We start from the raw sequence: 21,088 nt of genomic DNA on the forward strand, positions 1-21,088 counted from the left end.
CGGCGGCGCGCTGAATTGCTTCACATGCCGTCCCGCGGCCCGGCGGCGACGGCGGCCAGCCCGGCCTCATCCAGCACGAACAGAAACGCCTTCTCGGTGTCGTAGGCCACGAGGTTCGACCCGCGCCAGGCATTCAGGATCGAGATGATGCTGCGCGTCGTCGCCCCCAGTAGGTCGGCGAGGTCGCCCTGCCGGAAACGCGCTGCCAGCCGCACGCCGCGCTCGGTCTTCACGCTGTCGGTCTTGAGCAGGTAAAGCACCTGGCGCGCGAGCCGCACCTCGAGCGGCGCGAAGGTCGCATCCTGCAGCAGCCCGAAGGTGCGCCGCAGCCGGGCCGAGAGCATCCGCGCCAGCGCCAGGCCGAGCGCCGGTTCGCTCTCCGCCGTCTCCAGGAAGGCGGCGGCCGGGATGCGGGCGAGTTTCACATCTCCCATCACCAGCGCATCGGCGCTGCGCGCGGCGCCGTCGAGCACGCCGATCTCGCCGAATATGTCACCGGCGCGGAACACCTCGACCATCAGCCGCTTGGCCGCGGTGTCCGGGGCGCCGACGCGCACCCGCCCGCGGCCCTCGAGCACGGCATAGACGGCATCGGGCGCATCGCCCTGGGCGAAGAGCGGCGCGCCATCCGGCGGGGCGACGCGCCGCGCGCCCTCGGCCAGCCGCGCCAGCGCCGAAGGCGGCAGGTCGCGGAACAAGGTCATGCCGCCGAGTTCCTCGGCGAGGCGCGTGTCGCTCATGCCATATCCTCCTCGAAGCCCGAGCGCCGCAGCGCATAGAGCGGCATTGACCCGAAACTCTTGGCCGTCGGGATGTGGCCGGCATAGTCGCAGGCGAGACCAGCCCCGCGCGGCAGCAGCGCGACCTCGCAGGCAAAGGCTTCGGTGGCGAAGATCCGCCCCGGCGGCGTGACCGGTTCGATCCGCGCCGCGCGCGTCATCGCCCTGCCGGAATATTTGTGCGCGCGCTGTACCGAATCGTACACCGGCAGCATCGGGCCAAAATCCAGCGCGAAGCGCGGGTGGATCGGCGGTTCCTGGGTCTCCAGCGCGGCGCGCATGTCGAAGGCGCAGGCGGCGGCGCCGGTTATCTCCTCGAAGGTGATCTGCACCGCGTCGCCCCAGCAGTTGCAATAGGTGAAGGGGTGGCGTTCCAGCGCCGCGCCCATCGCCACCAGCGGGCCTTCGTAGAAGCGCGCCAAGCCCTCATCGTCCAGCGCGCTGAAGCGCGGCAGGTCGCCGAACAGCACCGCCATGGGCCGCCGCCGCGGCTCGGGCAGCGCCTCGACCGGACCGTTGCGCGGCCAGGGCCAACCGAGGAACAGCGACTGCCCGCCGGCGTTCGTCCAGGCCGCCACATCCGCGCCGGTGCCGGCCGACCCGCGCGAGGGCACCTGGTCCCAGGCGGCGACCTGCACCGCCGTCCCGTCGCGATGGCGGGCATGCAGCCGCGCCAGCCCCATGGCGCGCCGCGCCGCCATGGCGAGGTGCAGGTCATCGCCGGCGAAGGGCCGTTCATCGAGATGCATCAGGCGCACGCGCGGCAACAGCGCACGGTAGCGCGCGACCCAGCGTTCGCCGGCCGGCAGGACGGACGCGGCCTCATAGGTGTCGGCGTCGCAGGGCAGCACGACGGTCGGTGTCACCCCGGCGCGCAGCAGCGCCTCGACCGCCAGGATGTCGAGCCCGGCGGCCAGCCCGCCGAACGCCATGCCGACGCGTTGCGCGGCAATGGTCGCATCGAGCGTCGCGCTGATCAGCCCTTCGATCGCCGGGTCGTCCTGGCCGGGCTTGGGCATGTGGCCGGTGTAGTGCAGTACAGCCGGGATGCGCAGCGCATCGACGATGGCGGGCGACACGCCGAGCGCGATCGCCTCCCGCCGCAACTGCCGTCGCGTGGTGGCGCGGGCCGACAGATCCGACCCCGCGCGCGCCTCGGCTTCCTCCAGCGCGGTGCGGGCGGCGAGTTCGCGCCCGGCCAGCAGTTGCGCCTCGGCCTCGGTCGCCGCCGACCAGTAGTCGCCTGCATCGCGATGGCCGCGCAGCACGTCCTCGGCGATCGCCACCGCACGCGGCCGGTCGCCGCCCAGCAGATGCATGGCGGCGGCATTGACGCCGTGCCAGCCGGCGCCGCCGCGACGCCATAGATCCTCATAGCGCCGCGCCGCCTCGGCGAGCAGCGGGCCGCGCGCGGCGACCGGGCGTTCGAAGGCGCGGTCCTTGATCAGCCGGGCGCCGAGCGCGGCGATCTCCGGGTCGGGTTCGGCATCGAGGCGGAGCTGGTGGAACAGGTCGAGCGCGCGGCCCGTCGCGCCGGCGCGCGCGATGGTCAGCGTGGCGCGATACCGCAGCGCGGGGTCGTCGGGGTGGTCGGCCATGGCGGCCATGGCCCTGTCATGGGCCGAAAGGAGGAGGCCTTCAGCCTCCAGGGCCAGGACCTCCGCAAGGGAGTCGGACATCGGTTCCTGCCGCGCGTGTGGCGTGATCCTAGAAGGCGGGCGCCGCGCCGGGCAATGTGTGGTCTCAGATTCTGTTAGGGAACACGCCATCCGGCGCCGGACGTTCCAAACGGACTCCAAGCGCATGGCGCTGTCGCGCCGCCTGTGCGAGAAACCGCACGTCCGGACGCCGCCCATGCCACATGACGTCTTCCTGAGCTACGCGTCTACCGACCGTGCCGCAGCCGAGGCTGTCTGCGCGGCGCTGGAGACGCGCGGCATCCGCTGTTGGATCGCCCCGCGCGACGTGCCCGCCGGCGCCGATTGGGGCGAGGCTATCCTGACCGCGATCGGCCGCGCCCACGCCATGGTGCTGGTGCTGTCCCGCGCCACCGCGAATTCCGTCCATGTCAGGAACGAGGTCGTCACCGCGGTCTCGCAATCACTCGCCCTGGTGCCGGTGCGGATCGAGGATTGCCAGCCGGGCGGCGCCCTGCGGCTGCATCTGGCCGGGTCGCATTGGCTCAATGTCTTCCCCATGCCGATCGAACAGCATGCGGATGTGCTGGCGGTCGGCGTGCGCCTGGCGCTGGCGGCGGATGCGACGGTCGAGATCCCGCGCGCCCAGGCGATGGCCCTGGTCGCGGCGGCGCGTGCCTCCCATGCGGCGGCCCCTGCCGTGGCGCCGCCCGCGCGAGCTGCGCCACCGCGCGTGGCGCCGGCCCGTGCCGTGCCGGCTGGCGTAGCGGTTGCCCAGGCCTCGGCCGAACCGACCGGGTCGCGCCGCCGCGCTGGGGCGGGGGTGATGCTTGGGCTTGGCGTGGTGCTGTTACTGATGGTGCTTGGTGCCGCGGCCTGGTTCCTGGAGCCGCGCCTGCGCAGCTTGTTGGGCGCCGCGCCCGCCGCCCCGTCGGCGGTGACGGGCACGGCGGCGCCCGGGCGTGCCGATGCTGCGCCGTCCGCGATGACGGACAGGGCCTCGGACCGATCGGCCGACCCGATCGAGGCCGCTGTCGCCGACCGGGCCCGGCATGCCGGGGTCGACCCCGCCCGAAACGGTGGTGCCGTCGCGACGCCGGCCGATCCACCACCGCGTTCACTCGCGCCGTCGGCGTCGCTGGCCGGACTCGGCGGACTCATCCCGCTGCCGGATGCGGGCGTGCCTGCACCGCTGGCCTCGGTGCCTCGACCCACTGCGGCGCCATCATCCCCCGACCCGCTGCCGGCCAGCATCCCCCCGCCGGTTGCCGCCCCGGCGACGCGGCTGCTGAACGTGGCGAGCATCACCATCTCCCGCCTCTTCGTCTCCCCGGTGAGCGCGGGGGTGGGCCGCGAGGATTGGCTCGGCAATGCGCAGATCACGCCGGGCAATGCGGTGCAGATCCGCGCGCCGGAGGGGCAGGGTTGCGTCTTCAACATCCGCGCTGTCTATGTTGGTGGCAGGACAGAGGATCGTCCGGGGGTGGATCTTTGCGCGGCGCCGGAACTGCGTTTCGAGGGTGGCAAGAACGCGGGTGGGGCATCCTCGCGCTGAGCCTGCTGGCCGCGCCCGCCATGGCGCAACAGGACCAGCGACCGCACCCCTTCATGGTGATGAACCAAGGCCCGGCGACCATCGTCGGGCTCGAATTGTCGTCGGTGGGGCAGGGGCAGTTCGGCCACTCCCTGATCGGTCGCGTCGAATTGCCGCCGGGCAATGCCCTGCATGTCACCCCGCCCTCCGGCTCCGGCTGCCTCAACGACCTGCGCATTCGTTGGTCCGACGGACGTGCCGAGGAGCGCCCGCGCGAGGACCTTTGCCAGGCCCAGCGCGTGCTGCGCCTGACCACCCCATCCCCCTGAAGGACGCATCGCCGACATGACCCTGGATTGGACCCTGCGCGCCGGCACGCGCTTCACCACCGAGAAGCGTCCCGCGATGGGCACCAAGGGCATGGTGGTGACGAACCACCCGCTCGCCTCCGCCGCCGGCGCGGAGATGCTGGCGGCCGGCGGCAACGCCGTGGATGGCGCGATCGCCGCGCTGTTCACCCTCACCGTCGTCGAGCCGATGATGGTCGGGCTACTCGGCGGCGGCACCGCGCATCTGCGCCTGCCGGACGGCACGCATACCGTGATCGACGGCATGGCGACCTGTGCGGCCGCCGCGCGGGCCGACATGTTCACCCCGGCCCAGCCGGACAATCCGCGCGCGCTGGAATCGGTCGGCCGCACCAATACGGTGGGCGGGCTGTCGGTGGCGACGCCGGGCAACCTCAAGGCGTGGTGCGAGACGCTGGCGCGCTTCGGGTCGTTCTCGCTCGCCGATGTCATGGCGCCGGCGATCCGCCATGCCGAACGCGGTTACCGCGCGACGCCCTACCTCGCCGAATGCGCCAAGGAAGCCGCGCCCGACATGGCGAAGGACCCGGCGATCAGCGCCATCTATCTGCCTGGTGGGATGGCGTTGCAGCCCGGCCATCGCGTCGTGCAGTCGGACTATGCCGAGACGCTGAAGGCGATCGCGCAGCAGGGTGCGGCGGCGCTGGATGGTGCGCTCGGCCAGGCCGTTGCCGATGGCATCGCGCGCGCCGGCGGCATCGTCACGGTGGATGACATCCGCGGCTATCGCACCGTGGAACGCACCCCGCTGCGCGGCCCGTATCGCGACGTCGAGATCGTGCTTCCGCCGCCGCCGGCATCGTCCGGCGTGCATGTGTTGCAGATGCTGAACATGCTCTCGGGCTGGGACCTGCGCGCGCTCGGCTTCGGGTCTGCCGACACGCTGCACCTGCTCGCCGAATGCCTGAAGATCGCCTTCGCCGACCGCGCCGCCGCCTCGGGCGACCCGGCCTTCGTGGATGTGCCGGTGGAGAAACTCATCTCCGCCGCCTATGGCGCCGAGCGCCGCGCGCTGATCGACATGGCCCGCGCCCAGGTCTGGGGTCCCGGCGTCGCGGCTGAAAGCCCGAACACCACCCACATCACCGTGGCGGATGGGGAAGGGCGCATCGTCTGCTCGACCCAGACCATCAACTCCACCTTCGGCGCGCGCTTCATCGTCCATGGCACCGGGATGATCCCGAACAACTACATTGCCACCTTCGACCCGCGGCCGGGGCGCGCGCTGTCCATCGCGCCCGGCAAGCGCGTCACCACCTCGATGGCGCCGATGATCGTGCTGCGCGACGGCAAGCCGGCCTATGCCCTCGGCATGCCCGGCGGGTTGCGCATCTTCGGATGTGTCATGCAGGGCATGCTGAACTTGGTCGATCACGGCATGTCGTTGCAGGAAGCGGTGGAAGCGCCGCGGCTGTGGACGCAGGGCGATGCCGTGGAGATGGAGCCGGCCTTCGGCGAGGCGGTGCGCGCGGCGCTGGCCGAACGCGGGCACGAGATCGCCCGCATGCCGCATGTCGGCGGCGGGATGGGGGCGATCGCCTTCCACCCAGACGGCACGATGGAGGGTGCCGCCTGCTGGCGCGCGGATGGGACGGCGATCGGAGTCGGCGGCGGGTTGGCGCGGGAAGGGGTGCGGTTTTGGCCGGATTCGGCCGGGGCGCGGTGAGCGCCTTGGAGAGGGGCGCCGCCCCTCTCCGCGCGCCTACTCCGACACGCTCTCCGGGCCCGCCGCAAGCAACTCGGCGAGCACCGCGACCCCCTGCTCCATCGCCGTCATCGACGGTGAGGAAAACGCGATCCGCACCCCGTTCGGCGCATGCCCCGGCTGCGACGCGAAGGCGCTTGATGGCGTGACGGCCACCCCGCGCCGGGCGGCTGCCGTGGCGAAGGCGTCAGACCGCCAGGGTTCCGGCAATTCCAGCCACAGATGATAGGCGCGCGGGTCGCCATGCAGCGCCTGCCCCTCCAGCCCGGCACGCAGCACCGCCTGGCGGGCCTGCGCGTCCAGCCGCTTCTGCGCTTCCAGACGGCGCAGCAACCCGCTTTCCATCCAGGCCGTCGCAGCGGCCAAGCCGATCGGCGAGGCATGCCAGGCGCCGGCGCGGATCGCCGCCGCCACGCGCCGCCGCAGCGCCGCCGAGGGCGCCGCGATGAAGCCGCTGCTCAGCCCCGGCGAGGCGCGCTTCGACAGCCCGTCCACCAGCAGCACGCGGTCGGGCGCGAGGGCGATCAGCGGCGGTGTCGGCGCGTCGTCGAGGAAGCCGAAGACGGCGTCCTCGATCAGGATGATCTCCTCGCGCGCGGCGAGGGCGGCGAGGGCCCGACGGCGTGCCTCGGACATGGTCGCGCCGGTCGGGTTGTGGATGACGGGTTGGAGGTAAATTGCCTTCAGCGGGCCGGTGCGGGCGGCCGCCTCCACGGCCTCGGGGGTGACGCCCTCGGCATCCATTGCCAGCGGCACGAGCACCAGGCCGAGCCGCAGCGCGGCGGCCTTCACCGCCGGGTAGGTCATCGCCTCGATGCCGACGCGATCCCCGGCGCCGGCGCAGGCTGCCAGTGCGGCGGCGATCGCCTGCCGGCCGCCACCGGTGAACAGGATCTGCTCCGGGCTGGGCGCCCAGCCGGCACGGGCGAGGTGGCGGGAGGTGGCCTGGCGCGCCGCCTCATGCCCGGCGGCGCCGACCGGGCGCATCGCCTTGGCGGCGCGCTCGGGGGCAAGCGCGTCTCGCAGCGCCTCCGCCAGCGCCTCGGCCTGGCCGGGCACGGCGGGGAAGTTGAACTCGAAATCGATGACGCCGGGGCGACCGGGCTCGGCGAGTGGCGGTGCGGCGAGCCCGGCGCGGACGAAGGTGCCGCGGCCGACCTCCCCGGCGACCAGCCCGCGCCGCGCCAACTCGGCGTAGACGCGATTGGCTGTGGAGACGGCGATGCCGCGCCCATAGGCATAGCGCCGCACCGGGTCGAGCCGCGCGCCGGGGCGCAGCCTGCCGGTGGCGATCTCGACGGCCATGGCGTCGGCGAGGCGGCGGTAATCGGTCTCAGGCATATTGATCTCAGGACAATATCGCGATTGATCCGAGGCATTGTGTCGCACACCTTCAGCCCCGTTGTCGCCAGCCGTGATGCGGAGACTCTCGCCGTGACCCTACTCTCCCCGGAAGCCCTTGCCGCGCAGGGCGCGGAAGCCCGCGCCGCCTATGCCCGCCTCGCTGCAGCGGGGCTGAAGCTCGACATGACGCGCGGCAAGCCGTCGCCGGAACAGCTCGACCTCGCCGACGGCATGCTGGCGCTTCCCGGCAACCGGGATTTCGTCACCGAAACCGGCGAGGACGCCCGCAACTACGGCGGCTTGCAGGGGCTGGTCGAGGCGCGGCGGCTGTTCGGCGCCATGCTCGGCGTGTCGCCCGAGGCGGTGGTGGTGAACGAGAATTCCTCGCTCGCCGTGATGCATGACTGCATCGTCTGGGCGCTGCTGAAGGGTGTTGCGGGCGGCAAGCCGTGGGTCGGCCAGGATGTCGCCTTCCTCTGCCCGGTACCGGGCTACGACCGGCATTTCGGCCTGTGCGAGGGCTTCGGCATCCGCCTGATCCCGGTGCCGATGACCGGCGAAGGCCCCGACATGGATGCGGTGGAACGCCTCGTCGCCGACCCGGCGGTGAAGGGCATGTGGTGCGTGCCGGTGTATTCCAACCCGGATGGCGTGACCTATTCGGACGCGACGGTCCGGCGCCTCGCGGCGATGCCCACCGCCGCGCCGGATTTCCGCCTGTTCTGGGACAATGCCTATGGCGTGCACCACCTGACCGAGAACCGCCCGGCACCGCATGACATCCTTGGCCTGACCGCGGCGGCCGGCCACCCGGACCGCGCCTTCATCTTCGCCTCGACGTCGAAGATCACCCTGGCCGGGGCGGGGCTCGCCTTCTTCGCCGGGTCGAAGGGCAATGTCGCCTGGTACTTGGAACAGGTCGGCCGACGGACGATCGGGCCGGACAAGTTGAACCAGCTGCGCCACACCCGCTTCCTGCGTGACCTCGACGGCATCCATCGCCACATGGCAGCGCATCGCCGCTTGATCGCGCCGAAATTCGCCGCGGTGCTGGAGGCGCTGGACACCCGCCTCGGCGGCCTCGGCCTGGCGCGCTGGACCACGCCCGAGGGCGGCTACTTCATCACCGTCGAGATGCTGCAAGGCTCGGCCAAGCGGGTGGTGGAATTGGCGCGCGGCCTCGGTATCGCGCTGACGCCGGCCGGCGCTACCTCGCCCCATGGCCGCGACCCGACCGATGCCGTGCTGCGCCTCGCGCCGACCTATCCCTCCGTCGAGGATGTGCGCGCCGCGGCCGAGGGCATCGCGCTGTGCATCCATCTCGCGGCGCTGGAGGCGGCGGGGCTCGACCGCGCGGCGTGACCACGCCGCTGCGCATCCTCGGCAAGGCCTCCTCGATCAATGTCCGCAAGGTACTGTGGACCTGCGTCGAGGCCGGCATCCCCTTCACGCGCGAGGATTACGGCAGCGGCTTCATGCCCACCGACACGCCCGGCTTCCTGGCGATGAATCCGAACGGGCTGGTGCCCGTCATCGCCGTGCAGGACGGCTTCCTGTGGGAGTCGAACAGCATCTGCCGCTGCCTCGCCGGCATGGCGGGACGGGATGACCTGCTGCCGCGCGATCCGCTGGCCCGCGCCCGGGTCGAGATGTGGATGGACTGGCAGGCGACCGAGCTGAACAGCGCCTGGCGTCCTGTCTTCATGACCTTGCTGCGCGGTGCGACGTCCTTCACCGTGGCGCAGCTGACCGCCGGCATCGCCGAGTGGAATGCCAGGATGGCGCTGCTCGACGCGCAGCTGGCACGCACCGCGGCCTTTGTCGCCGGGCCGGCCTTCACCCTCGCCGATGTGGTGATCGGCCTGTCGGTCAATCGCTGGCTGATGACGCCGATCGAGCGGCCCACCTTGCCCGCCGTCACGGCATATCTCGACCGGCTCGATGCGCGCCCCGGCTGGCGCGCCCACGGCCACAACGGCCTTCCCTGACACCTGGAGGACATCCATGCCCCGTTTCGACTTCCAGCAGGTCGACGTCTTCGGCGCCACGCCCCTCAAGGGCAATCCGCTGGCGGTGGTGCTCGGCGCCGATGGGTTGAGCGACGACCAGATGGCCGCCTTCGCCAATTGGACCAACCTCAGCGAGACGACCTTCCTGCTGCGCCCGACCGACCCGGCTGCCGACTACCGCGTGCGCATCTTCACGCCGTCGCGGGAGCTGCCCTTCGCCGGGCATCCGACGCTCGGTTCCTGCCACGCCTGGTTGCAGACGGGCGGCGTGCCGAAGGGCGCCGACATCGTGCAGGAATGCGCCGTCGGCCTGGTGCCGATCCGGCGCGGGGCGGGTGGCCTCGCCTTCGCCGCCCCGCCGCTGATCCGCTCCGGCCCGGTCGCGCCCGACCTCGTCGAGCGCATCCACACCGGCCTCGGCCTACCCAAGGAAGCCGTCACCAATGCCCATTGGGTCGATAACGGCCCCGGCTGGGTCGCGGTGAAGCTGCGTTCGCGCGCCGATGTGCTGGCGGCGGTGCCGGACTACGCGGCGCTGGGGCCGCTGGTGCTGGGCCTGGTCGGCCCCTGGGACCCGGCGGTGGACGGCACCGAGGCGCAGTTCGAAATCCGCGCCTTCGTCTGCCGCGAGGGATACGAGGACCCGGTGACGGGCAGCCTGAATGCCTCGCTGGCGCAATGGCTGATCGGCACCGGGCAGGCGCCGGAATCCTATGTCGCGCGACAGGGCACGGCGCTGGGGCGCGCCGGCCGGATTGCGCTGCGCCGGCAGGACGGCGCGATCTGGGTCGGCGGCGCGACGGTGACCTGCATCGAGGGCCGCGTCGGCATCTGATCGGTGCGGCGCATGATCTGGCCGGTGGACCGAGAGGGGCTCTGCCCCTCCCGGACCCTCCCCGCCAGAGACCTAAGGGCCTCTGGACACCTCGACTTGGCGCCGGGCGCCTAGGGCAGAATAAGCGGCGAGACCCGCTCTCGCGCACGGCGCGTGTTTTGGGGGCAGCGAGCCTGCACGGCCTCGCGCCAACAGTTGGCTTTCCAAATGACACTGTCATTTGGTGGGGTAGTTTGGAGGGGCAAAGCCCCGCCATCCTTCCCGAGCGCAGGTCATCAACCAGGGCCGTTGGTGAGGCAGGTCCGGGGGGGGGGGCGCGCCGCTGACCCGTACGAGCCCCGCGCCAATCGGGCAGAACCCCGCGCGCCGCCGCCGCGATTACCGGGCCAGCACCTGCAGCGCCGGCCAGCGCGCCGCCCAGCCCTTGGCGGCGATGCGGGCGACCATCGCCGCCGGATGCGCCCGATGCGCCGGTGTCGGCCGCGCGACCAGCGCCAGCAAATCGGCTAGGCCATGCGGGGCCAGGATCTCGACGCCGCCCGGCCCGAGCCGCGCGGCGATCGCCGTCGCCGTCTCGGGCCAATGCGCCAGGGCGTCCGCCAGGTCGTGATACGGCGCGTGGCCGTTGCGGCCAGGCATGCGCGCCTGGTTGGTCACCGACCAGGGCAGGCCGGGGGCTGCGGCCAGCAGCTTCGCCTCGGCGGCAGCGTCGCGCGCGGCCGACACATCCGCCATGTCGAAGAACACCACATCGAGGTCGGCGGGCGGGATGGCATCGGGGTCGCGCCCGGTCAGCGCATCCCACACCGCGTTGCGCAGGAAGCCGGCGCCAATCCACGCCCTGGCCGGGCCGTGCGAGGCAATGGTCGACAGGCGCGTCATCATGGTCGGCTGGCTCAGCACGAAGCGGGACAGCCCCGCCGCGTCGCGCATCCGGTCGGCATCGTTCTGGGTATGGGTCATCTGGTGCAGGCCGCGGCGACGGCGGTGAGGCGCGCCATCGTGGCCTCGTCGGCGATGCCATCCGCGCGTCCCGGCAGCCAATGGCGCTGGAAGGCGGTGAGCAACACCGAGAGCGGCAAATCCGTTCGATAGCCGATGGCGCCGAGCAGGTTCATCGCATCCTGCGGGGGCGTCGGCAGCGGGTCGTCGGCTGGCCACAGCCCGACGCCATTCGCGGCGAGGCCCTGCCAGTCGAACAACTCGCCGGGGTCCTGCTTGCGGTCCGGTGCGATGTCGCTGTGGCCGACGACATTGCGCGGCGGGATCGGGTGGCGGCCCAGGATATCGAGGCACAACTCGCAGACCGCCGCCATCTGCAGGGCGGGGAAGTCGCGATAGCCCCATTCGTGGCCGGGATTGACGATCTCGATGCCGACCGAGCGGGCGTTCAGCGCCTCGTGGCCGCGCCAGTGCGACGTCCCGGCATGCGCGGCGCGACAGTCTTCCGGCACCAGACGGAAGATGCGGCCATCCTCCTTGACGACATAGTGCGAGGAGACCTTGGCCACCGGGTCGCGAAGCCGCGCGATCGCCTCGGCCCCTGTGCGCATGCCGGTGTAGTGCAGCACCAGCATGTCGATGGGGGTGCCCGCCGGACGGTCGTCCCGGTTCGGGCTGGGGGCTTCGATGACGCGCAGGGTCAGAGGCCGCGCTCCCGCTTGATCCGGTCCCAGGCGGCATTGATGTCCGCCACCTTGGCTGTCGCGCGCTTGACGAATTCCTCCGGCACGCCGCGCGAGGCCAGGCTGTCGGGGTGGTTCTCCCGCATCAGCTGGCGCCAGGCGAGGCGCACCTGTTCGTCGCTCGCCTCCCGCGTCAGGCCGAGCACCGGATAGGGGTCTTCCATCTGCTGCGCCGCCGCGCCGCGCGGGGTGCCGCCCTTGGCGCGCTGCCAGGCCGCGGCATCGAGGCCGAAGCGGGCATGGATGCCGCGCAGCATGTCACCTTCGAACTTCGTCACCGGCCCATCGGCGCGGGCGATGCGTACCAGGGCGGCGAGCACATCCTCCAGCATCGTCTTGTTGTCGGCGAAGGCCTCGCCGAGCTTGTCGGCGAAGGGCTCCCAGCCCTCGGCGGTCTCGCGCGCCTGGTCGAACAGCCGGCCGACATCGCGCAGCCCTTCATCCGGCACGCGGAACATCTGGCGGAAGGTCTCGATCTCGGCGCGCTTCACCGGCCCGTCCACCTTGGCGAGCTTGGCCGAGAGCACCACCACCGCGAACGAGAACAGGTTCTCCTTGCCGCCCAGCATATGCACCATGTCCGCGGCATTGGGCGGGATCCGCCCGGCACCCGGAATCGCCCCCTGGTCGGCGGCATGGCCGAGCGCTGCGCCCATCATGGCGCCAAAGGGACCGCCCATGGCGAATCCCGCCATGCTGCCCAGGATCTTGCCCCAGAAACCCATCATGCCGCACCTGCTAGCACGGCAGCGGGTCCCGCGTCAGGCGCGTTCCCGCGAGATCTTCATCATGGCCGGCCGCATCTCCCCTGACCCGGGGCCTGGCGTTCGGCTAGCGTCCCGGCAACCCGAAGGATTCGCCCGAGATGCAGACCTGGCAGCTGGCCTTCACGCCGCGCTACATCACCCTGACGCTGGCCGCGCTTGGCAGCCTGCTGTGCCTCATGGTCATCGCTGCCATGCCTTCGGTCTGGGGCTGGTGGCTGCCCGCCCTCGCCTTGTGCGGCGGTCTCACCGCCCTCGGCATCCGCGACATCACCCAGACGCGCCACGCCGTGCTGCGCAACTACCCGATATCCGCGCATCTGCGCTTCCTGCTGGAGGGCATCCGGCCCGAGATGCGCCAGTACTTCTTCGAGGATGAGAAGAACGGCACCCCCTTCAGCCGCGACAAGCGCGCCGTGGTCTATCAGCGGGCCAAGACGCAGCTCGACAAGCGCCCCTTCGGCACCCAGTACGAAGTCTATGAGCAGGGCTTCGAGTGGCTGCACCATTCGATTGCGGCGCGGCCGCCGCAGGGGCCGGATTTCCGCGTCACCATCGGCGGGCCGGACTGCGCGCAGCCCTATTCGGCCTCGGTCCTCAACATCTCGGCGATGAGCTTCGGCTCGCTCAGCGCCAATGCCATCCGGGCCCTGAACGAAGGCGCCCGGCGCGGCGGCTTCGCCCACGACACCGGGGAGGGTGGGCTCAGCCCGCATCACCTGGCCCCGGGCGGCGACATCATCTGGGAGATCGGCTCGGGCTATTTCGGCGCGCGCACGCCCGACGGCGTCTTCGACCCGGAACGTTTTGCCGCCACCGCCGCGCATCCGCAGGTCAAGATGGTCGAGCTCAAGCTCAGCCAGGGGGCCAAGCCCGGCCATGGCGGCGTGCTGCCGGCGGCGAAGGTCTCCGCCGAGATCGCCGACACCCGCGGCGTCGCCCTTGCCGTCGACTGCATCTCGCCTTCCACCCATTCCGCCTTCTCGACGCCGATCGGCCTGCTGCAGATGATAGCAGAGATGCGCCGGCTGTCGGGCGGCAAGCCGGCCGGCTTCAAGCTGTGCATCGGCCATCGGTGGGAGTTCCTCGCCATCTGCAAGGCGATGCTCGAGACCGGAATCTACCCCGACTTCATCGTGGTGGACGGCAAGGAAGGCGGCACGGGTGCGGCGCCGATGGAGTTCATGGACCATCTCGGCACGCCGCTGCGCGAGGGGCTCGACTTCGTCCACAACGCGCTGATCGGTATCGGCGCGCGGAACCGAATCCGCATCGGCGCCAGCGGCAAGATCGTCACCGCCTTCGACATGATCCGCGCCATGGCGCTCGGCGCCGACTGGTGCAACGCGGCGCGCGGCTTCATGTTCGCGCTCGGCTGCATCCAGTCCCAATCCTGCCACACCGACCGCTGCCCGACCGGTGTCGCCACCCAGGACCCGACGCGCCAACGCGCCCTGGTCATCCCCGACAAGGCGCCGCGGGTGCATAACTTCCATGCCCAGACGCTGCATGCGCTGGCGGAGCTGGTGGCCGCCGCGGGGCTCGACGCGCCGGGCCAGGTGCGGCGCGAGCACCTGATCCGCCGCATCTCCCCCCATGAGGTGGCGAGTTTCGCGACGCTGTATCCCGCGCTGGCTCCGGGCGCGCTGCTGGCGGGCACCGACGATCCGCGTTTCGCCACGGCCTGGGCCCTGGCGCTGCCGGACAGCTTCGCCCCCGCCTCGGCGTGACCATCGGCCGCTTCGGCTTGTCCTGACGCGGCCGCGCTCGCATTCTCCGCCCGCATTTCCTGATGGACGGGGTTCTCATGGCGGGTTGGCAGTTCTGGATCGATCGCGGCGGCACCTTTACCGATATCGTCGCGCGCGATCCGGACGGGCGGCTTTCCACCCGCAAGCTGCTCTCCGAGAACCCCGAGCGCTACCGCGACGCCGCGGTGGCCGGCATTCGCGAGACGCTGGGCCTGCCCCCCGGCGCGTCGATCCCGCCCGGCACCATCGAGGCGGTGAAGATGGGCACCACCGTCGCCACCAATGCGCTGCTGGAGCGCAAGGGCGAACGCGTGCTGCTGATCGTCAATCGCGGCTTCGGCGACATGCTGCGCATCGGCAACCAGGCGCGGCCACGGCTGTTCGACCTCGATGTGAAGCTGCCGACGCTGCTGCATGAACGCGTCGCCGAGATCGGCGGCCGCGTCGCGGTGGATGGCACCGAACTCGAAAAACTCGACGAGGACGCCGCCCGCGTCGCGCTGAAGGCGGGCTTCGCCGAGGGCATCCGCGCCGTCGCGATCGTGCTGATGCATGCCTGGGCGCATCCGGCGCATGAACTGCGCATTGGCGAGATCGCGCGCGAGGAGGGCTTTTCGCAGGTCTCGCTGAGCCATCAGGCCAGCCCGCTGCCGCGCATCGTCCCGCGCGGGGACACGACCGTGGTGGATGCGTATCTCTCCCCGGTGCTGCGCCGCTATGTCGACCAGGTCGCGAGCGAATTGCACGGCGACCATAGACCGGCCGGCCCGGGCGAGGGCGTGCGGCTGTACTTCATGCAGTCGAATGGCGGGCTGACCGAAGCCGGCCGCTTCCAGGGCAAGGACGCCATCCTCTCCGGCCCGGCCGGCGGCATTGTCGGCGCCGCGCGCACCGCGGCGATGGGCGGCTTCGACCGCATCATCGGCTTCGACATGGGCGGGACGTCCACCGATGTCGCGCTCTATGCCGGCGAATTCGAACGCGCCTTCGAAACCGAGGTCGCCGGCGTGCGCATGCGCGCGCCGATGATGGCGATCAACACGGTAGCCGCCGGTGGTGGGTCGATCCTGCATTTCGACGGCGCCCGCATGCGCGTCGGGCCGGACAGCGCGGGCGCCGTGCCGGGCCCGGCCTGCTATCGCCGCGGCGGTCCGCTCGCCGTGACCGATGCCAACGTCATGGTCGGCAAGATCCAGCCGAAGCATTTCCCGGCAATCTTCGGTCCTGACGGCGACCAGCCTTTGGACGCCACGATCGTGCGCGCGAAATTCGACGCGTTGGCCGCCGAGATCGCGCAGGCCACCGGCACCAACCAGGACCCGCGCCGCGTCGCCGAAGGCTTCCTGCGCATCGCCGTCGCCAACATGGCCAATGCCATCAAGCAGGTCTCCATCCAGAAGGGCCACGACGCAACGCGCTTCGCCCTGCAATGCTTCGGCGGCGCGGGCGGGCAGCATGCCTGCCTCGTCGCCGATGCGCTCGGGATGGAAACTGTGTTCATCCACCCCTTTGCCGGCGTGCTCTCGGCGTACGGCATGGGTCTCGCCGACCAGGCGGCGATCCGCGAAGGCGCGATCGAAGCGCCGCTCGATGCGGCGACGATGGACAGCCTCGCCGCGCGGCTCGACGCGCTGGCCCAGGATGGCCGTGCCGAACTGGTGCTCCAGGGCGCCGACCCCGCGCGGCTGCAGGTCGCTCGCCGCCTGCATCTGCGCTACGCCGGCACCGACGCCTTCCTGCCGGTGCCCTTCGCCGACCACGCCACGGTGCTGGAGGTCTTCACCGAGGCCCATCGCCGCCGCTTCGGCTTCGCCACGCCGGAACGCCAGGTGATCGTCGAGGCCTGCATCGCCGAGGTCACCATGCCCGGCGAGCGCGTCGCCGAACCGGCGCTGCCCGAGCGTGGCGACGGCACGCCCACGCCGATCGACACGGTCGAGATGTGGAGCGAAGGCGCCGCCCATACCGCGCCGCTGTTCGACCGCGACGCGCTGCTGGCCGGCGATGTCATCCCCGGCCCGGCGCTGATCCGCGAGGCGATCGCCACCACCGTGGTCGAGCCCGGCTGGACGGCGGAACTGACCGCGCTCGACCACCTCGTGCTGCGACGGACCTCGCCCCGCGCGGCGGCGCTGGCGGCGACGACCGACCGGCCCGACCCGGTGATGCTCGAACTGTTCAATAACCTGTTCATGAATGTCGCCGAGCAGGCCGGCGCCGTTCTGCAGAACACGTCGCTTTCGGTGAACATCAAGGAACGTCTCGACTTCTCCTGCGCCGTCTTCGACGCGCAAGGCTTCCTCGTTGCCAATGCGCCGCATGTTCCGGTGCATCTCGGCGCGATGGGCGAGAGCGTGCGCACCGTCATCCGTTCGCGCAGCGCGACGCTGAAGCCGGGTGACGTGGTGGCGCTGAACAACCCGTCCAATGGCGGCACGCACCTGCCCGACATCACCGTCATCACGCCGGTCTTCGATACGGCGGGGACGGAGGTGCTGTTCTTCGTCGGCTCGCGCGGCCACCACGCCGATATCGGCGGGCTGACGCCAGGCTCGACGCCACCCGGCTCGAAGACGCTGGAGGAGGAAGGCGTCGTCATCGACGACTTCCTGCTGGTCGATGGCGGTCGTATCCGCGAGGCCGAATTCCGCGCCATCCTCGCCGGTGCGAAGTACCCCGCGCGCAGCCCGGACGTGAACGTCGCCGACATCAAGGCGCAGGTCGCATCGAACGAAAAGGCGGTGCAGGAACTGCAACGCGCCGTCGCTGAATTCGGCTTGGCCACCGTGCGCGCCTACATGAAGCACGTGATGGACAATGCGGAGGAGTCCGTCCGCCGCGTGCTGGAACGCCTGCCGGATGGCGCGTTTGAGACCACCATCGACGACGGCGCGCCGCTGAAGGTCTCGGTGCGCGTGGACCATGAGAAGCGCCGGGCGGTGATCGACTTCACCGGCACCGGTCCGCAGCGCCCCGACAATTTCAACGCGCCATCGGCGGTCTGCCGCGCGGTCGTGCTCTACTGCTTCCGCTGCCTGGTCGGTGAGGACATCCCGCTGAACGATGGCTGCCTTAAGCCGCTCGAGATCATCATCCCCGAAGGCACCTTCCTGAGCCCTCGCCCCGGCGCGGCGGTCGTCGCCGGCAACACCGAAGTCAGCCAGATGACCTGCAACGCGGTGCTCGCCGCGCTGAATGCCTGCGCCTCGGCCCAGGCGACGATGAACAACGTGCTGTTCGGCGATGCCACCTACCAGTACTACGAGACGGTCTGTGGCGGCGTCGGCGCCGGCCCCGGTTTCAACGGCGCCGGCCCGATCCAGACGCACATGACCAACACGCGCATGACCGACCCCGAGATCCTCGAGCTGCGCTACCCGGTGCGGCTGGAGGAATTCTCGATCCGCCACAGTTCCGGCGGTGCCGGCCACTGGCGGGGCGGCAACGGGTCGCGCCGGCGCATCCGCTTCCTGCGCCCGATGGAGGCGGTCATCGTCGCCTCCCGCCGCACCGTCGCGCCGCATGGCCTGCATGGTGGCGCCGATGGCCTTGCCGGCCGCCAATGGGTCGAACGCACCGATGGCCGCATCGAGACGCTGAAGGGCAGCGACCGCGCCAGCCTCGCCCCCGGCGACGTCTTCGGCCTCGAGACGCCGGGCGGCGGCGGCTGGGGGGCGCCGACCGGGTGAGGAAGCGCCTCCTCCTTCCGCTGCTGGTGCCGGTCGCGTTGCTGGCCGCGGCCTGGTTCGGGCCGCGCCTGTTCGACTGGGAGGCCCAGCGCGGCCGCGTCGCGGCGATCGCCACGGCGCGGCTCGGCCGCCCTGTCACGGTGGAAGGCCCGCTGCGCGTCACCCTGCTGCCGCAGCCGATGCTGGAAGCCGACGATGTGCGCGTCGGTGACGATGACGGTGCGGAACTGGGCGTCTCGGCCCGCGTGCTGCGCCTTCAGCTCGGCCTCGCGCCGCTGCTGACCGGGCGGCTCGAACCGCGCGACCTGGTGCTGGTCGGGGCCGTGATCCGCCTGCCCTGGCCGCCCGAGACCCTCGCGGCGCTGCGCCCGCCCCCCTGGCTGACCGGCTTCGACGCCCGCATCGAGGATAGCCGCGTCGAAGTCGGCGGCGCGGTGCTGGAAGGCGTCTCGGCCCGCCTCGCCGCGCCCGGCCCGCTCGATGCCGTGCGCACCGAGGGTAGCTTCACCTGGCGCGGCGCCCCGGCGCGCTTCGAGGCGGTGCTCGGCCGCCCCGGCTTCGACGGCGTCGCCACGCTCGACGTCGCGGTGGCGGCGCAGGGCGCCAATGTCTCGGCGCGTGGCGCGCTGGTCGCCGAGGGCGGCTTCGAAGGCCGCATCGAAGCCTCGGGGAGTGACCTCGCGGTGCTGATGGCCGCGCCGCCGGGCCCGTTCCGCGCCACCGGCCGCGTCAACGTGACCGGGGAGGTCGCGGCGGCGGACGACCTCGCCATCGACCTCGCCGGCGTGACCGGGCGCGGTGCCGCGACGTTCCGATTCCGCCCGGAACCGCGGCTCGACATCGCGCTGGCACTGGCGCGGGTCGACCTTGATGCTTGGGTTGCGGCCCTGCGCGGCGCGCAGACGCCGCCCCTGCCGGTCGGGCTCGACCTCTCGGCCGAGGCCGCCGCCTTTCGCGGCCAGACCATCCGCCGGCTGCGCGGCGGCGTCTTTCGCGAGAATGACCGGATCACCCTGACCGACATCTCGGCGCAGCTGCCCGGCGAGACCGAGATCGAGGCCTCTGGCGCCACTGCCGGCAATCGCCTCGAACTCGCGCTGCGCTTCACCGGCCCCAGCCTGCGTGCCGCCGCTGCCGCCTTCGGCCTGCCGGTGGAGCGCTTCGACCCGTCCCGCCTGCGCGCCTTCGATGGCCGCGCGCGGCTGGTGCTCGAACCCACCCAATTGAGCGTGCCGGAACTCTCCACGACGCTCGATGGCGCGCGGATCAGCGGCGCCGGGGTGTTCCGCTTCGGCGCGCGGCCCGCCCTCGGCCTGGGGTTGACGATCGACCGGCTGGTGCTGGACGGGCTGCTGCCGCCGCCGGCCGACTGGGCGCCGCTGATCGCCGGCGGCATCGAGGTCGATGCGAATCTGCGCCTCGCCGCCGAATCCGTCGTCTGGGGCGGCGTCACCGCCGGACGCGCGGCGATCGATGCGGTGATGGAACGCGGGCGCATCGGCTTGCGGCGCGCCTCGGCGCAGATCGGCGGCGTGGATGTGACCATGGCCGGCAGCTTGGCGACCGGCACCGCGCCGCGCATCGGTGACCTGGTGCTGGAAGCCTCCGGCGCGAATGCGGCCGGCGTCGCGACCATCGCCGCGCCCTACCTCGCCGTGCCGGCGGCCCTGGCGGCGCAGCCGCTGCGCCTGCGCGTCACCGGCGGCGGGCCGACCGAGGCGCTGGCGCTGGCGGCGGAAGGCGAACTCGGCGAATTGCGCTTCGACGGCCAGACCGCGCTGAACCTGCCGCAGCAACGATTCGGCGGCAATCTGACGCTGCGTCATCCGGGTGCGCCGCGCCTCGCGGTGCTGTTCGGCGCGCGGGAGCGGCCGGCCTGGCTCGGCGAAGGGTCCTTCTCGCTGATCGCCACGCTGGCCGGCGGGCGGTCGGGGGTCTCGGCGGACAGTCTCGAACTGGTGGCCGGCGCGCTGCGCGCCCGGGGGCAACTGGCGCTGGCGCTCGATGGCGCGCGGCCGCGCCTGACCGGCCAACTCACGGCCGAACGCCTGCCACTGCCCGACCTCGCGCTGCGCGACAACGACCCGCTCGGCTTTGGCGTGCTGGGCGCCGTCGATGCCGACCTCACCGTCGCCGCCGCCGAGGTCGTCGCCCCCGACCTGCCGGCGCTGGGTGACCTCGCGGCGAAGCTGAAGCTTGAGGCCGGACGGCTGGCGCTGGAGGATATCCGTGCCCGGCTCGGCGGCGGCGCGCTGGAAGGCTCGGTGACCCTTGATGTCGCGGCGGTGCCGCCGGTGCTCGCAGGCTCGCTCGGTCTGACCGGAGCGACGTTGACCAGCCCACTGTTCGGCCTGCCGATCGACCTCACATCCGGGCAGATCGACGCCCAGGGTCGTTTCACCGCCAGCGGTCACGCCCCGGCGGCGCTGCTCGGCAGCCTGTCAGGCGAGGGGCGGCTCGCCGTGGTGAACGGCGTGCTGGCCGGCATCGCCTTGCGCGACGTCGTCAACGCCGCCGGTGGCGACGACCCGACCCAGGCCGAGGCCAGCATGCGCGCGGCGCTGGTCGGCGGCGCCACGGCGATGGAGCGGCTGGAAGGCGGCTGGCGGGCGGCGGCCGGGGTGGTGACGCTGGATGGGATGCGCATCGCCGGAGAGGGCGGCGTCTCGGGCGGGATCGAGGGCAGCATGGATCTGCGCCGCGGCACGCTGGACCTGCGCTTCCTGGTGCAGCCGCCGCCGGCCGAGGCCCCGGCGGTAGCGCTGCGGGTCAGCGGGCCGGCGGAGACGCCGCGTCGTCAGCCGGAATTGGCGGATTGGGCGCGCTGGCGGGCGACGCGGTGATGGTGGCGCAGAGAGGGGCGTCGCCCTATGCGCGCGCAGATTGGAGGGGCCCTGCCCCTCCAAACCACCCCGCCAAATGACAGTGTCATTTGGAAAGCCATCTTCTGGTGCTGTGCGGGGAAGAGGCGCTGCGCCCGCGGAGCGC

General features: G+C 71.9%; 15 protein-coding genes. 9 read left to right on the plus strand and 6 right to left on the minus strand.

Annotated elements, in window-relative coordinates; genetic code table 11:
* Positions 1-20: 20 nt before the first annotated feature.
* Together IEY36_RS21480 and IEY36_RS21485 are read right to left on the minus strand one after the other, a co-directional pair.
* A complete protein-coding gene (locus tag IEY36_RS21480; RefSeq protein WP_188970678.1) occupies positions 21-740 on the minus strand; it encodes a Crp/Fnr family transcriptional regulator in 720 nt (239 codons plus the stop codon).
* A complete protein-coding gene (locus IEY36_RS21485) occupies positions 737-2,458 on the minus strand; it encodes a tetratricopeptide repeat-containing protein (RefSeq protein ID WP_188970680.1) in 1,722 nt (573 codons plus the stop codon). Before IEY36_RS21485 ends, IEY36_RS21480 begins: the two co-directional genes overlap by 4 nt.
* Positions 2,459-2,633: 175 nt before the next feature.
* Here IEY36_RS21485 and IEY36_RS31135 point away from each other — a divergent pair, with 175 nt between their 5' ends.
* Genes IEY36_RS31135 through ggt form a run of 3 tightly spaced genes read left to right on the plus strand, consistent with a single transcriptional unit; the run spans position 2,634 to position 5,984 of the window.
* A complete protein-coding gene (locus IEY36_RS31135; RefSeq protein WP_188970682.1) occupies positions 2,634-3,971 on the plus strand; it encodes a TIR domain-containing protein in 1,338 nt (445 codons plus the stop codon).
* Positions 3,972-3,991: 20 nt separating this feature from the next.
* Complete coding sequence (locus IEY36_RS21495) at positions 3,992-4,279, plus strand: hypothetical protein (RefSeq protein WP_188970684.1); 288 nt, start codon at positions 3,992-3,994, stop codon at positions 4,277-4,279.
* 16 nt (positions 4,280-4,295) lie between these two features.
* Complete coding sequence (ggt, locus tag IEY36_RS21500) at positions 4,296-5,984, plus strand: gamma-glutamyltransferase (RefSeq protein WP_188970686.1); 1,689 nt, start codon at positions 4,296-4,298, stop codon at positions 5,982-5,984.
* A gap of 36 nt (positions 5,985-6,020) precedes the next feature.
* Here the strand turns inward: ggt and IEY36_RS21505 are convergent, their stop codons facing one another.
* The gene (locus IEY36_RS21505; protein ID WP_188970687.1) at positions 6,021-7,364 is read right to left on the minus strand and encodes an aminotransferase-like domain-containing protein; all 1,344 of its coding nucleotides are present in this window, start codon (positions 7,362-7,364) and stop codon (positions 6,021-6,023) included.
* A gap of 93 nt (positions 7,365-7,457) precedes the next feature.
* Between IEY36_RS21505 and IEY36_RS21510 the strand changes: the two genes are divergently transcribed.
* Genes IEY36_RS21510 through IEY36_RS21520 form a run of 3 tightly spaced genes read left to right on the plus strand, consistent with a single transcriptional unit; the run spans position 7,458 to position 10,211 of the window.
* Positions 7,458-8,729 (plus strand): aminotransferase class I/II-fold pyridoxal phosphate-dependent enzyme, encoded by a 1,272-nt coding sequence (locus IEY36_RS21510; protein WP_188970689.1) that lies wholly within the window; start codon positions 7,458-7,460, stop codon positions 8,727-8,729.
* The gene (locus IEY36_RS21515; protein WP_188970691.1) at positions 8,726-9,355 is read left to right on the plus strand and encodes a glutathione S-transferase family protein; all 630 of its coding nucleotides are present in this window, start codon (positions 8,726-8,728) and stop codon (positions 9,353-9,355) included. The genes IEY36_RS21510 and IEY36_RS21515 overlap by 4 nt, the downstream gene beginning before the upstream one ends.
* 16 nt (positions 9,356-9,371) lie before the next feature.
* Positions 9,372-10,211 (plus strand): PhzF family phenazine biosynthesis protein, encoded by an 840-nt coding sequence (locus tag IEY36_RS21520; RefSeq protein ID WP_188970693.1) that lies wholly within the window; start codon positions 9,372-9,374, stop codon positions 10,209-10,211.
* Positions 10,212-10,589: 378 nt separating this feature from the next.
* Here IEY36_RS21520 and IEY36_RS21525 read toward each other — a convergent pair whose 3' ends face one another.
* The 3 genes from IEY36_RS21525 to IEY36_RS21535 are packed head-to-tail and all read right to left on the minus strand — an operon-like array spanning position 10,590 to position 12,624.
* Positions 10,590-11,174, minus strand: coding sequence for a nucleotidyltransferase family protein (locus IEY36_RS21525; RefSeq protein ID WP_188970695.1), 585 nt, complete (start codon positions 11,172-11,174; stop codon positions 10,590-10,592).
* The gene (locus IEY36_RS21530; RefSeq protein WP_373290341.1) at positions 11,171-11,851 is read right to left on the minus strand and encodes an N-acetylmuramoyl-L-alanine amidase; all 681 of its coding nucleotides are present in this window, start codon (positions 11,849-11,851) and stop codon (positions 11,171-11,173) included. The genes IEY36_RS21525 and IEY36_RS21530 overlap by 4 nt, the downstream gene beginning before the upstream one ends.
* Before the next feature lie 2 nt (positions 11,852-11,853).
* Positions 11,854-12,624: a TerB family tellurite resistance protein gene (locus tag IEY36_RS21535; RefSeq protein WP_308423193.1), complete on the minus strand. Its 771-nt coding sequence runs from the start codon at positions 12,622-12,624 to the stop codon at positions 11,854-11,856.
* A gap of 137 nt (positions 12,625-12,761) precedes the next feature.
* On the opposite strand from IEY36_RS21535, the gene IEY36_RS21540 reads away from it, so the two are divergent.
* From IEY36_RS21540 to IEY36_RS21550, 3 genes are all read left to right on the plus strand, one after another.
* Entirely contained in the window at positions 12,762-14,390 is a 1,629-nt protein-coding gene (locus IEY36_RS21540; protein ID WP_188970699.1) for an FMN-binding glutamate synthase family protein, read from the plus strand.
* A gap of 62 nt (positions 14,391-14,452) precedes the next feature.
* Complete coding sequence (locus tag IEY36_RS21545; RefSeq protein ID WP_229681481.1) at positions 14,453-18,100, plus strand: hydantoinase B/oxoprolinase family protein; 3,648 nt, start codon at positions 14,453-14,455, stop codon at positions 18,098-18,100.
* Complete coding sequence (locus IEY36_RS21550; protein WP_188970701.1) at positions 18,097-20,943, plus strand: AsmA family protein; 2,847 nt, start codon at positions 18,097-18,099, stop codon at positions 20,941-20,943. Before IEY36_RS21545 ends, IEY36_RS21550 begins: the two co-directional genes overlap by 4 nt.
* Positions 20,944-21,088 lie beyond the last annotated feature (145 nt).

Origin of the sequence: Neoroseomonas lacus (genome assembly GCF_014644535.1) — a bacterium.
GTDB classification, from domain to species: domain Bacteria; phylum Pseudomonadota; class Alphaproteobacteria; order Acetobacterales; family Acetobacteraceae; genus Neoroseomonas; species Neoroseomonas lacus.